Source organism: Arthrobacter sp. FB24 (assembly GCF_000196235.1).
Taxonomy (GTDB): domain Bacteria; phylum Actinomycetota; class Actinomycetes; order Actinomycetales; family Micrococcaceae; genus Arthrobacter.
In genome coordinates, this window is the sequence record NC_008538.1 from 102894 (window position 1) to 115507 (window position 12614).

Annotated in this window: 14 protein-coding genes; 7 read left to right on the top strand and 7 right to left on the bottom strand. The window is 63.0% G+C overall.

From position 1 onward, the window contains the following. The first annotated feature begins 49 nt into the window (after nt 1–49). Genes ARTH_RS22435 through ARTH_RS22465 form a run of 7 tightly spaced genes read left to right on the top strand, consistent with a single transcriptional unit; the run spans nt 50 to nt 5489 of the window. On the top strand, nt 50–1513 hold the full coding sequence (locus ARTH_RS22435; RefSeq protein ID WP_011689783.1) for an aromatic-ring-hydroxylating dioxygenase subunit alpha: 1464 nt from the start codon (nt 50–52) through the stop codon (nt 1511–1513). Between the two features lie 2 nt (nt 1514–1515). Further along, nucleotides 1516–2115 (top strand): 3-phenylpropionate/cinnamic acid dioxygenase subunit beta, encoded by a 600-nt coding sequence (locus ARTH_RS22440; RefSeq protein WP_011689784.1) that lies wholly within the window; start codon nt 1516–1518, stop codon nt 2113–2115. Further along, nucleotides 2112–2450 carry a hypothetical protein gene (locus ARTH_RS22445; RefSeq protein ID WP_011689785.1) on the top strand — a complete coding sequence of 113 codons (339 nt, stop codon included), beginning with the start codon at nt 2112–2114 and terminating at the stop codon, nt 2448–2450. The genes ARTH_RS22440 and ARTH_RS22445 overlap by 4 nt, the downstream gene beginning before the upstream one ends. A gap of 17 nt (nt 2451–2467) precedes the next feature. Further along, nucleotides 2468–2662, top strand: a complete 195-nt coding sequence (locus tag ARTH_RS22450; protein ID WP_013603014.1) for a ferredoxin — start codon at nt 2468–2470, stop codon at nt 2660–2662. Further along, nucleotides 2663–3895, top strand: coding sequence for an NAD(P)/FAD-dependent oxidoreductase (locus tag ARTH_RS22455; RefSeq protein ID WP_011689787.1), 1233 nt, complete (start codon nt 2663–2665; stop codon nt 3893–3895). Continuing rightward, nucleotides 3895–4641, top strand: coding sequence for a class II aldolase/adducin family protein (locus ARTH_RS22460; RefSeq protein ID WP_011689788.1), 747 nt, complete (start codon nt 3895–3897; stop codon nt 4639–4641). Before ARTH_RS22455 ends, ARTH_RS22460 begins: the two co-directional genes overlap by 1 nt. A 47-nt stretch (nt 4642–4688) precedes the next feature. Beyond that, nucleotides 4689–5489 (top strand): IclR family transcriptional regulator, encoded by an 801-nt coding sequence (locus ARTH_RS22465; RefSeq protein ID WP_011689789.1) that lies wholly within the window; start codon nt 4689–4691, stop codon nt 5487–5489. Between the two features lie 428 nt (nt 5490–5917). Here the strand turns inward: ARTH_RS22465 and ARTH_RS22470 are convergent, their stop codons facing one another. Genes ARTH_RS22470 through ARTH_RS22500 form a run of 7 tightly spaced genes read right to left on the bottom strand, consistent with a single transcriptional unit; the run spans nt 5918 to nt 12536 of the window. Then, nucleotides 5918–6616 carry a substrate-binding domain-containing protein gene (locus ARTH_RS22470; protein WP_011689790.1) on the bottom strand — a complete coding sequence of 233 codons (699 nt, stop codon included), beginning with the start codon at nt 6614–6616 and terminating at the stop codon, nt 5918–5920. Then, nucleotides 6613–7587 carry an aldo/keto reductase gene (locus tag ARTH_RS22475; protein WP_011689791.1) on the bottom strand — a complete coding sequence of 325 codons (975 nt, stop codon included), beginning with the start codon at nt 7585–7587 and terminating at the stop codon, nt 6613–6615. Before ARTH_RS22475 ends, ARTH_RS22470 begins: the two co-directional genes overlap by 4 nt. Continuing rightward, nucleotides 7584–8525 carry a Gfo/Idh/MocA family oxidoreductase gene (locus ARTH_RS22480; RefSeq protein WP_041653752.1) on the bottom strand — a complete coding sequence of 314 codons (942 nt, stop codon included), beginning with the start codon at nt 8523–8525 and terminating at the stop codon, nt 7584–7586. The genes ARTH_RS22475 and ARTH_RS22480 overlap by 4 nt, the downstream gene beginning before the upstream one ends. A 37-nt stretch (nt 8526–8562) precedes the next feature. After that, nucleotides 8563–9864: a protocatechuate 4,5-dioxygenase subunit alpha/beta gene (locus ARTH_RS22485; protein WP_011689793.1), complete on the bottom strand. Its 1302-nt coding sequence runs from the start codon at nt 9862–9864 to the stop codon at nt 8563–8565. A 1-nt stretch (nt 9865) separates the two neighbouring features. Next, a complete protein-coding gene (locus ARTH_RS22490; protein WP_011689794.1) occupies nt 9866–10804 on the bottom strand; it encodes an amidohydrolase family protein in 939 nt (312 codons plus the stop codon). Continuing rightward, nucleotides 10804–11490, bottom strand: coding sequence for a 4-carboxy-4-hydroxy-2-oxoadipate aldolase/oxaloacetate decarboxylase (gene ligK, locus ARTH_RS22495; protein WP_409372061.1), 687 nt, complete (start codon nt 11488–11490; stop codon nt 10804–10806). The genes ARTH_RS22490 and ligK overlap by 1 nt, the downstream gene beginning before the upstream one ends. Nucleotides 11491–11507: 17 nt before the next feature. After that, complete coding sequence (locus tag ARTH_RS22500) at nt 11508–12536, bottom strand: amidohydrolase family protein (protein WP_011689796.1); 1029 nt, start codon at nt 12534–12536, stop codon at nt 11508–11510. Nucleotides 12537–12614 lie beyond the last annotated feature (78 nt).

Below are 12614 nucleotides of genomic sequence, written 5' to 3' on the forward strand. Positions count from 1 at the left end.
TCTGCAAAACAGAGAAACCAGCATGCGGGCCCAACGAAGGAGACCTTTCATGACAGATCAGACCAGCGTCATCCAGGACGTGCAACGAGGCATGATTCCTGCACACATCTACAACGACAAGGAGATCTTCGAACTCGAAAAGGAGCGCCTCTTCGGACGGAGCTGGCTCTTCGTCGCCCATGAGTCGGAGGTGCCAGAAGCCGGCGACTACGTGGTGCGCCGCGTGCTGGAAGACTCATTCATCATTTCCCGCGACGAGCAGGGCGAAATCCGCGCCCTCTTCAATATGTGCCTGCACCGCGGAATGCAGGTCTGCCGGGCCGAAATGGGAAACGCCTCGCATTTCCGTTGCCCCTACCACGGCTGGTCCTACCGCAATGACGGACGCATTGTGGGCCTGCCGTTCCATAAGGAGGCCTACGGCGGCGAAGAGGGCTTCAAGAAAAAAGGGCAGACCCTGCTTCCCGCCCCGTCCCTGGGCGTATATAACGGGCTGATTTTCATTAGCCTTGACCCCGACGCGGAACCCCTCGAGGACTTCCTGGGCGACTTCAAGTTCTACATGGACTACTACACCAAGCAAAGTGCTGACGGCATTGAACTCCGCGGCCCTCAGCGGTGGCGGGTCAAGGCGAACTGGAAGATCGGTGCCGAAAACTTCGCCGGCGACATGTACCACACGCCCCAAACGCACACGTCGGTGGTTGAAATTGGCCTCTTCCGCGAGCCAAAGGCGGAGAAGCGCAAGGATGGCACAACGTACTGGGCCGGTAACGGCGGCGGAACCACCTACAAGCTTCCCGAAGGCACCCTGGAAGACCGGCTGCGCTACGTCGGTTACCCGGACGACATGATCGCGCGGATGAAGGAACAATGGAGCCAGGAGCAGCTCGATGTCGTGGGCAAGGACGGGTTCATGGTCTCGGCCGCCTCGGTCTTCCCAAACATGAGCTTCGTCCATAACTGGCCCCGTGTAGAAGAAGACTCCGACGAAGTTCTCCCATTTATCTCCATCCGCCAATGGCAGCCCATCAGCGAAGACGAGACCGAGATCGTTTCCTGGTTCGCCGTGGACAAGAACGCGTCCGAGGAATTCAAGGCGCTTTCGTACAAGGCCTATCTCATGTGCTTCGGCAGCGGCGGCATGTTCGAACAGGATGACGTTGAAAACTGGGTCTCGCTGACGAGCACGGCGGGTGGCCCGATGGCCCGCCGCCTGCTGCTCAACAGCCGTATGGGCATGCTGGAAAACGGGCAGAACGTTGTAGAACCGCTGACCTCCGATGAGTATTCAGGGCCAGGTTCCACCCGGATCGGCTACAGCGAATACAACCAGCGTGAACTGCTGCGGCGGTGGGCCGACCACTTGGGACGGCCGATGGAGAAGGCGGCTCAGCTGCACGTCGGCACCGACCCGATTCAGGCACCCCCGGCCGGCGGGGCGGGCCCTTCACTGGCCCCCGCCGGAAGCACCGTTGTCCCAACTGCGCAGATCATTTCAGAGGAGGCCTAGCCATGAGTGTTGAAGCCGACCGCAACGGCAAGACCCTTTCCGAACAGTCCGTTCTGGGCGGGCATGCCCCGCGCACCCAGAGAACAGGAGAATCCCTCCCGTTCGACGACGCGCTCCACCTTCAGGCGCACCGCTGGCTGGTTGATGAAGCCTATCTCCTGGACGCCCAGGACTACGACGCCTGGATGTCACGAATCGCTGAAGACGTGCACTATCTCATGCCGGTCCGGGTAACGACCGCCCTCGGCGCCGGATACACCACGTCCCCCGGCATGGCCCATCTCGACGAAAACAGGTACTCGCTCAGCCGGCGGGTAGCGCGTTTCGCCACCGAACATGCCTGGACAGAAGACCCGCCTTCACGGTTACGCCACTACGTCACGAACGTTCGAACATTCCGCACAGACAATCCGGATGAAATCATCGTGGATTCGGCGGTCCTGCTCTTCCGCAGCAGGGGTGACGTGCGTGAAGCAGCCACGGTGTCCGCCGGCCGGGAAGACCTGCTGCGCCGTACCGGAACGGGATGGGAGCTCGCACGCCGAACCATCATGGTGGACGAATCGGTTATCCGCATGCAGAACCTGGCCATATTCCTATGAAAATCGGATGGGAAGGCGAGGAAGAAGACCGCCTTGCCGCCATTCGCGCGGCAGAGGAACGCCTCCGGCTGGAAGCACACACCACCGGCGCCCCGATCGTCATTGCCAATGAGTTTTCCGAAGTGCACATCAGCAGGGTGGAGACACGCAACGGTTCCAGGCTGATGATCACATCCCCGCGCTCCGGCCAGTGGGTCTCTTTGTGCCCCCTGGAACTTGAGTCACTGACCTGGCAGGCGCCGGCAACGTTCTCCGCCATGATCGGAAATCCCTTCGGTCCGCTCATCCCCGAGGATGAACGGCCGCCCCAATTCAAGAAGAACAGCAAAACTTAGGCCAAGGAGCTTTGAACATGCCTGTCGTAAAAGCAGACCTCGCAGCCTGCCAAGGGTACGCCAACTGCGTTGTCGGGGCGACCGACTACTTCGATCTGGATGATGACGGGATCGTAGTCCTCCTCAAGACCGAGGTACCCGAGGCTGACCGAGCCCGCGTCGTGGAGGCAGCCCGCAGCTGCCCCGTTTCCGCCCTGATAGTGGAGGACTAGTTGGATACAGTAACTGTCATCGTCGGTTCCTCCATCGGGGGCGTGCGCACGGCGCAGTCCTTACGCCTGGAGGGATACGAAGGACGCATCGTCATCGTCGGTGAAGAAACAGAACTGCCCTACGACAAACCACCCTTGTCCAAGGCCGTCCTGGCGGGTACAGCGACCGAAGCCTCCGCCTGCTTGCTGAACCGCGACCAGGCGCAGGAACTGGGCATAGAACTGGAGCTTGGACATGCCGCTACCGGGATCGACGTCGCGGGCAACCTGCTCCAGCTGCAGGGCCGTGAAGCTCTGCGCTTCGATAACTTGGTCATTGCCACAGGCGCCTTTGCCCGGCCCTCCCCGTGGGGACACCGGCCCGGCATCCATGTTCTTCGTACCCTCGACGATGCCCGCAGCCTTCGCGCAGATCTTGCAAAGGGGGGACAGCTGGCTGTCATCGGTGCGGGGTTCATCGGGGCAGAAGCCGCGGCGACAGCACGAGGACTCGGTCTGGAAGTGACAGTCATTGACCCCCTCCCGGTCCCCATGAGCCGGATCTTCAATGCTGAAGTCGGGCAATGGTTCGGAGACCTTCACCGCAGCAACGGCGTGACGACGATCTTTGGTACCGGGGTTGAGACCATCGACGGCGAACAGGGCTCCTTCACCCTGCGGCTCACCAACGGCCAGAACCTGGAGGCCGCCACAGTTCTGGTCGGAATTGGCGCCGTTCCCAATGATGCCTGGCTCAGTTCTTCGGGTCTGCTCGTGGATAACGGACTGGTGCTCGACGAATACTGCCGTACGGTGGACGCCCCGCAAATCTACGGCGTCGGCGACGTTGCCCGGTGGCGGCACCAAAAACACGGCGAGGATATCCGGATTGAGCACTGGACGAACGCCGTCGAGCAGGCAGCGTGCGTGGCTTACAACATCACCCATCCGGAGAACCCCCGCGCCTACACTCCGGTCGAATACGTCTGGAGCGACCAACATGACTGGAAGATCCAGGTGGTAGGCCGGGTGGGCGGAAACGCCGAACACGTTACCATCGGGCATCCGGAAGTTCACGGCCGCTTTGCCGCCCTCTACACAGTCGACGGTACCAACCTGAGCGGTGCAGCGATCGTGAACTGGCCAAAGGCCCTTCTGGCATGCCGGCGGGGCATGGGTCCGGGGATCACGGTCCAAGAACTGCGGGAAAAACTAGAACCGATGCTGGACCCCCAGCCACTGACGGCATCGTAATGGGACAAACTCAGCCGCCCCCGGCACACGCCGCGGAAAGGGAAGCCATTGCATTGGCCTGCCGCGTGCTGGCACACCGCGGCCTGGCAGACGGAATCCTCGGCCATATCAGCCTCCGAATAGGCGAGAACAGCCTGCTCGTTCGATGCAGGGGCCCCCAGGAGCGAGGATTGGCATTCACCGAAGCCAGCGACATCCGCCTGGTGGACCTCGACGGCAACCCTGCTGCTGAGGGCGAGCTGGAGGGAGGCTACGCCGTCCCGAACGAACTTCCACTGCACACCGAACTGTTACGGCAACGCAGTGACATTAACGCGGTCGTCCACGCGCACCCGCCGCGGGTTGTCGCCGCGGACCTCGCCGGGCTTGGTGTCCGCCCGATCGTCGGAGCCTTCGATATTCCCGGGACCCGCCTGGCAGCCGGCGGGGTGCCCGTGTACCCGCGAGGAGTGCTGGTCAGGAACCGCCAGCTGGCGGCGGAAATGCTCCACGCCATGGGTGACCGTCCTATAGTGCTGCTCCGCGGCCATGGGCTGACCAGCGCCGCGGAGACTGTGGAGCAAGCAGTGCTCCAGGCGATCAGCGTAGATACGCTTGCCGGGTTGTCACTCCAGGTAACGGCATCCGGGGGAGAGCTCGCAGACCTTCCAGAATCGGACATGGCTGAACTGCCCGACCTGGGTGGATCGTTCAACACCCAAACGGCCTGGAGACACGAACTCGCCCGGCTGAAGGCCGCCGAGTGAAGCTAGCCACCAAAGGAAAACAGAGACCCGCACTCGGGCTGGATACGATGTTAGGCATGCAGTCAACAAATACAGACACCGAGTCCAGAAACGGTCCGCCCCCGCAGTACCGTATCGAATCTGTTGACAATGCATTGCGACTGCTACTGCTATTCGAAACCCAACCCAGCATCCGGTTGACAGATGCGAGTAACTATCTGGGAGTCGCATCCTCGACGGCGCACCGGCTTATGGGGATGTTGCTCTACCGGGGTTTCGTGCGGCAAAATCCGGCTACTCGCGCCTATGAGCCAGGCCAGGCGCTCAGCTCCATTGCTTTCGCCATCAGGCGTCAAGTGGACATAAGGACCCTCGCCCGCCCTGTCCTTGAACAGCTATTCCAGCAAACAGGGGAAACGGTCCACTTCGCCCGTCTCGAGAGGACAGATGCCCAATTCATCGATGCCATCGAAAGCTCAAGGGCAGTGCGGGTAGGTTCCCGACAAGGCCTCACGTTACCGGCGAATTGCACTGCTACAGGAAAAGCGATGTTGAGCCGGCTCACCCAGGAGCAGCTACATGCGCTCTACCCGAAGAAGGAACTCCCAGGCCTGACAGGAAACTCCATAACGTCGCGGGTTGACCTTGAAGCCGAACTTGATGAAATTCGCCGCATTGGTTACGCGACAAGCAGGGAAGAAAGCGAAGACGGGGTCACTTCGGTCGCCGTATCGATTGCGGGACCGAGCGGCACGCTTTACGGAATAAACGTTTCGGTGCCCGCCCATCGCATGTCCGACAAGCTGCGAGCCGAACTCGGGGAAATGCTTCGCACCTCCGCTGAGGACCTTCAAGGACTGCTGCTTTAGCCCTCACAGCGCGGTGGCGCCCTTGACTCCTGGCTCGTTGACGGGATCGCTTTCCTTGCCTTCCATAGCGGGGGGTCCATCCAAGATCTGGGCGATGGTGGAGCCGACTAATTCGAAGTGGCTGATTTCTGCTGCCGCGGGGGCATCGACGCCGTACGCGAGACCTGACTTGACGAGGATCCGGCATTGGACTGTGCCATACGCCGGGTCACGGCGGCAAACAGCCTGCCCGGGGCCGTCTCGGAACTTACGGGCTCATACGGTGGGCCGAACGAGCTCAGGCGTTTGACCCAGCTCACCGTGGACCCCGGTGCGAAGTGGAAAGCAGGACCGCGCTTCGCCTGTTCCTTCTCCACGGTCGTCGGCGCGTCTCGCATCGACGTAAATGTCTGCAGGACCTGTATCAGTCAAGACGTCACGGCAGGGCCTCAGGGCGCGCGAAAACTGTGCAACGACTTGATGGATGCCGCGAGGTCGGAGCGGAAGAAAGCCAACATCTCCGCAGCACGAGCCGCGTTGTTGGAGGATGTCGCGACAGCACCCGCGAAGACCGTGCTGATCGCGCAGTCGGCCGGGAGGACGCCGAGGATACACACGCCGGGCTGCCCGACCAGTTCGCTGAGCTGCTGCAGGCCGAGATCGACCTCACCATCTGCGAGCAGGCGCGCCACGGGCACGCCTGGACGGGCCTGCACAAGCCGGTCGCTGACTTCATCGGTCATGCCCCAGTGGTCGATCATTCGCAACAGCTCAAGGCCGCTCGGTCCGGTGGAATATCCGATGCGGAATGCCGCGCGCAGGGCGCTGCGAAGCTCGTCGGCATTCGTAAAGGCCGTGCCTCCGGAACATGCTGCTGCATCGGCGCTGCGTGCGGCCACGCCTACGGCGACATCCGACAGTACGATCGGGGCGATGGATGCCGGGTCGACGTGCCGCTCGGCAGCGAGGCGTTGGAGAGCGTCCTCGGCGAGGAACACAAGGTCGAACGGCTCGCCGGCGGTCACCCGCTGGGCGGCGTCCACTCCGCCTACGGATTCGAGCTGCAGAAGCGGTAGCCCCGCCGCGGCGGCAGCTTCGGCAAGGTCGGCGAGAACGCGGCGGGTGGCCATCGACGAGATCGCTTTCATGCGGCATCCTCGAAAGTCTCAGCGTCTACTTCGGCGGCAGATGCTGGCGCATATCGCGCGCCAGAGATGGTGGCCGTGCCAATCAGCTCGCCGGCCCGCGTCAGCAGCGCGCCGTCGACAGAGATGTCGGCCGCCGCCATGTTCTCACGCAGGTGCGCGACGCTCGTTGTTCCCGGGATCGGCAGAACATGATCGCCGCGGGAGATCAGCCAGGCCAGCGCGAGCTGTGCTGGGGTGCAACCGGCCTCCGCAGCCAGCTCTCGCCAAGAGGCCAGCAGCGTCACATTTGCACCCCAGTGCTCGGGCTGGAAGCGCGGCATACTGCGGCGGATGTCGTTTGGGGACAGCTCAGTTGGGTCCTTGATCGCATCGGCGAGGAAACCCCTTCCGACCGGCGAAAACGCAACCAGAGTCACGCCGTCCTCGCGAGTGGCGTCGAGCATGCCAAGCTCGGCATTGCGACTCCACAGCGAGTACTCGTTCTGCACGGCTGCGATAGAGGTGATTGCCTGCGCCTCGCGCAGTCGCCCGACCGACACCTCGGACAGGCCGATTGCGCCGATCTTGCCCGCGGCGACCATCTCGACCAGCGCGCCGACGCTATCGCCGATTGGCACCTTCTTGTCCCACCGGTGAAGGTAGTACAGGTCGATGTAGTCGACGCCAAGGCGGCTCAGCGAAGCGTCGACCTGTGCCCGCAGCGTATCGGGGCGTCCATCGATGACTTTCACGCCGTCGACGGACGCCATCCCGCACTTGCTCGCCAGGAAGACCTCGTCACGGCGCCCCACGATCGCAGCACCTACAAGCTCTTCGTTGCGGCCGCCGCCGTACAGTGTTGCCGTGTCGAGCATCCCGATGCCTTCATCGAGAGCTGTGCGCAGCATCGTCAGCCCCTCGTCACGCGACGGGGGGACACCGTACGCGTGACTCAGCGACATACAGCCCAGGCCGATGGGGGGTAGCCTCACGACAGCTGCTTCTCAAGCGAGCCGAGCACTCGGTAGCAGTCGATCACGTGGCGAAGCGAGGAGTTCGGCTCGCGTCCCTCGCGGATAGCCGAAATGAATTCACGATCCTGCAGCTCAATACCGTTCATGCTGACAGCGACATGCGACACGTCTATCGGCTCCTCACGGCCGTTGTAGAGATCGTCGTAACGCGCGATGTAGGTCTCGGTGTCGCCGATGTAGCGGAAGAACGTGCCGAACGGCCCGTTGTTGTTGAACGACAGCGACAGTGTACAGATCGCGCCCGACTCGCTCTTGAGCTGGATCGACATGTCCATCGCGATGCCGAGTTCAGGGTGGATCGGGCCCTGGATCGCGTTCGCATGCACGATCTTGCCTGCCTGGTAGGCGAACAAGTCAACGGTGTGCGCGGCATGATGCCATAGCAGGTGGTCGGTCCAGGACCGGGCCTCGCCCTTCGCGTTCGTGTTGGTGCGGCGGAAAAAGTACGTCTGCACGTCCATTTGCTGCACGTGGAACTCCCCTGACGCGATCCGGTTATGCACCAACTGGTGCGAGGGGTTGAAGCGGCGGGTGTGGCCGACCATTGCGACGCGATTGGATGATTCAGCCGCCTCGAGCGCTGCCTCGGCGTCCACGATCGAGTCGGCCAACGGAATCTCGACCTGCACGTGCTTGCCGGCGGCGAGCACCGCCTGGGTCTGAGACGCGTGGAGCCCCGTGGGCGTCGCAAGGATCACCGCGTCGACGTCGTCGCGCTCGAGCACGGCGTCCAGGCCGACAACGGCGTTCTCGACGCCGTATTTCTCGGCAACTGCCTGGGTCGGTTCGAGCCGCGTGCCGCTGACGACGGTTACCTCGACATCGGGGATGTTCATCAGGCCGTCGAGATGTTTCATGCCGAAGGCGCCTGCGGCGCCGACGACGGCCACACGGATCTTCTCAGTCATGGGGGCTCCTTTGTTGCGGATGCGGTCAGTCGGTCGGGTTCGTGAGAACAAGGTGGCCGACGGCGGTGTTCGACGCGGGCACGTGGTAAAAGCGGTGATTCACCTCGGGGCTCTCGCCTCCGAACTGATCATCCATCGCACCGCGCGCGATGAGCCAGTCGACTAGCTCGATGCCCTCGGAACCGGCCTCGTCGACGTACTCCATGTGCTGCCATTCTGTCAGGCCCACGGGGTCGGCGATGAGGTGGTCCAGGAATGCGTTGTCCCACTCCTCGTTAATGAGGCCAGCGCGGGGGCCCTGCAGCTGGTGGCTCATGCCGCCGGTTCCCCAAATTTGAACGTTGAGCGGCTCACCGTCCCACTTGTCCAGCGCGCGGCGGAGCGCACGCCCGAGTTCGTAGCAGCGACGTCCGGACGGCACCGGATACTGCACAACGTTCACGGCGAGGGGGATGACCCTGACGGGCCATTCCTCGACATCGCCATACACAAGCGACAGCGGCACCGTGAGGCCGTGATCCACGACCATCTCGTTGACGAGCGTGAGGTCGAAGTCATCCTGGATCACGGACTGGGCGATGTGTGCGGCCAGCTCGGGATAGCCTTTGACGTCGGGCACAGGGCGGGGGCCATAGCCCTCGTCCGCGACCGGGTACTCCGCGCCGGTGCCGAGTACGAAGGTCGGGATGATCGAGGAGTCGAAGGCTGTGGCGTGGTCGTTGTACACCAGGATGACGACGTCGGGCAGGTTCTCCTTGGCCCACTCTCGCGTCCACTCATACCCGGAGAACACCTTCTTCCAGTACGGCTCCTCGGTCTTACCGAGGTCCATCGCTGCGCCGATCGCCGGCACGTGCGAGGTGAATAGTGCCGAGGTGTACTGCGCCGGAGCATCCTGCCGCACCGTCTCCGCCTTCTCGCCGGGCTCAGGAGGCGTCCATCCGTCGAGGTCCTTGAGGCGGTTTCCCTCCGGGCGGCGCCCACCGCCGATCATCATGTCTCGGTACGCGGCCTCAGACATGCCCGTCATCGAGCCGGCCATCTGCTGAAAGCTCAGGCCGTGAGTGGCGCCGATCTTGGCCAGGAAGTAGATGTTCCCGCCCTCGGCGATGCAGGTGTTGAGGTCGATGTCGAGCACCGCCTGGCGCTGCACCGGGTTGAGAGGCCACTCGTCCAGGTACGCACCGCGGTCGGCCAGATACCGTTCGCGGTTCTCCGGTTTCATCAGCGACATGCAGAACTGGTTTAGGTTGTAGCCCTTTCGGGCCTGGTCGGCATCAAAGATGGTGGTGCCAGGGACGTCTTTGTATGGTTTGTCGAGTGTCATGTCATACTCCTTCGGGCCAGTAGAGGCGGCGAGGATTGTCGACAAGCAGCTGCCGTTGCAGTTCCGACGTCGCCGCGATCTGCGGGATGTAGTCGACCAGAAGCCCGTCGTCGGGCATGTGGTCCTTGAGGTTGGGGTGCGGCCAGTCGGTTCCCCAGAGGACGCGGGAGGGGAACTCCTCGACTACGCGGCGGGCGAAGGGGACGACGTCGCGGTAGGCGTGCTGTTCGCCTTCGAGGGCGCGGGGGCCGGTGACGGACAGACGCTCTGGGCAGGAGACCTTGGTCCACACGTTAGTGTTCTCACGCATGAATCGCAGGAACAGTTCGAACTCGGGACCGTCCGGATCCTTGGTAACGTCGGGCCGTCCCATGTGATCGACGACCAAGTCGGTCGGGATCGACGAAAAGAAGTCGTACAGCTCGGGCAGATCCTCGGCTTCGAAGTAGATCACAACGTGCCATCCAAGTGGCGCGATCTTGGCCACGATCTCCTCGAGCGAGTCGGTGGGCACGCGGTCGACCAGACGTTTCACGAAGTTGAACCGGACGCCCCGTACCCCGGCCTCATGCAACTCGGCGAGTTGATCGTCGGTCACGTCACGGCGGACGGTCGCAACACCGCGGGCGCGACCTTCGCTACGCTGCAATGCGTCGACCAGGGCCCGGTTGTCGGAACCGTGGCATGTCGCCTGTACGATGACGTTCCGGTCGAATCCCAGCTGGTCTCGCAAGGCGAACAGCTGGTACGCCGAGGCGTCGCATGGAGTGTACTTGCGCTGAGGTGCGTAGGGGAACTGCCCGCCCGGCCCGAACACATGGCAGTGGGCGTCTACAGAGCCCTCTGGCAGCCGGAACGTCGGTGTGCTCGGTCCGTCGTACCAGTCGAGCCAGCCCTCCGACTTCTCGAAATCTCCGGTGGTATCGCCGTGTGTCATCATCAGTTCTCCACGTATTCCAGGCCGGCCTTGGCGAGAGGCCCGCGCATGCCGTAGACATCCAGGCCCAAGGCGCCCTCGCGGAACTTCATGCGTTTGGCTTCCTCGTTATCCTCGCGCTTCTGGCTGGCGTCTGCCACCGCTCTGACAAGCTCACGCGGGACAACCACGACGCCGTCGACGTCGGCCACGACCACGTCGCCAGAGTTCACCACGGCGTTCGCGACCACTACGGGGATGTTCACCGATCCGAGGGTGGCCTTGACCGTGCCTTTGGCGTTGACAGCGCGGGAGAACACCGGGAAATCCATCTTCTCCAGATCGGCGACGTCGCGGACACCACCGTCGATCACCAAGCCCTTGCAGCCGCGGGCGGTCAGCGAGGTGGCGAGCAGCTCGCCGAAGAAGCCGTCCTCGCTTTCGGTAGTGCAGCCGGCGACGATCACATCGCCTTCCTGCACCTGCTCGACGGCGACGTGGAACATCCAGTTGTCACCAGGCTGTAGCAGCACGGTCACTGCCGGACCACAGAGCTTAGCGCCGGTGTAGGCCGGCCTGATGTAGGGGCGCAGGAGCCCGACTCGCCCCATCGCCTCATGGATAGTGGAGACGCCGAACTGCGAAAGCCGTTTGACGTCCGTGGGATCCGGACGTTCGATGTTGGTGCGGACGATGCCGAGGTTGTTCAGTCGCATTGATGGTCCTCTCAGAGCCCGCGCGCAATAAGGGCGCGGTCAAGCCGTGGGTAGACACGGCGGGCGTTGTCTTCGAACACCTGCGCGCGCTGCGCGTCGTTCAGGTTCGTGGTGGCGTCGACGTACCGCTTGGTGTCGTCGAAGTAGTGTCCGCTGCGCGGGTCGACGTCGCGCACGGCGCCGATCATCTCGCTCGCGAACAGGATGTTCTCGGTCGGGACGACCTTGGTGAGAAGGTCGATGCCCGGCTGGTGGTACACGCAGGTGTCGAAGAACACGTTGTTCAGCAGGTGCTCCTCGATTGCGGGCTTGCCCAGCGCCATTGCGAGCCCACGGAAGCGCCCCCAGTGGTAGGGAACGGCGCCGCCGCCGTGAGGGATTACGAGCTTCAACTCGGGAAAGTCGCCGAACAGGTCGCCCTGGAGTAGTTGCATGAACGCGGTGGTGTCGGCATTGAGGTAGTGCGCTCCGGTCGTGTGGAAGGCCGGGTTGCACGACGTGCTGACGTGCACCATCGCAGGGATCTCGTATTCGACGAGTTTCTCGTATACCGGGTACCACGAGCGATCGGTCAGCGGCGGGGACGTCCAGTTGCCGCCGGACGGGTCGGGGTTGAGGTTCACGGTGACGGCGCCGAGTTCCTCGACGGCGCGCGTAAGCTCGGCAACGCTCGTCGCGGGATCCGTACCGGGGGACTGTGGGAGCATCGCCCCCATTAGGAAGCGTTCGGGGTAGAGCTCGCTGACGCGGGCGCACAGGTCGTTGCAGATCCGGGCCCAGGTCTCGCTCACAGCGAGGTCTCCGATGTGGTGGGCCATGAACGAGGCACGAGGGCTGAATACGGTGACGTCGCTGCCGCGCTCGTTCATGAGCTTGAGCTGGTTGGCCTCGATGGTCTCACGGATGTCGTCATTGCTGATGCGCAGGGTCGCAGGGTCAGGAGCGTCCGTGCGTCCTTCAGTGAACGCGATCTGCAGATCACGCCAGGCTCCGAGCTGTGTTGGAGCTGTGGTGTAGTGGCCGTGGATGTCGATAATCACGCGTGTCGTCCTTGTCACTGAGTGTAAACGGTGCGAAAGCAGCTGCACTTCGTTGGATCAGTGCTGCCCCAAATTGAC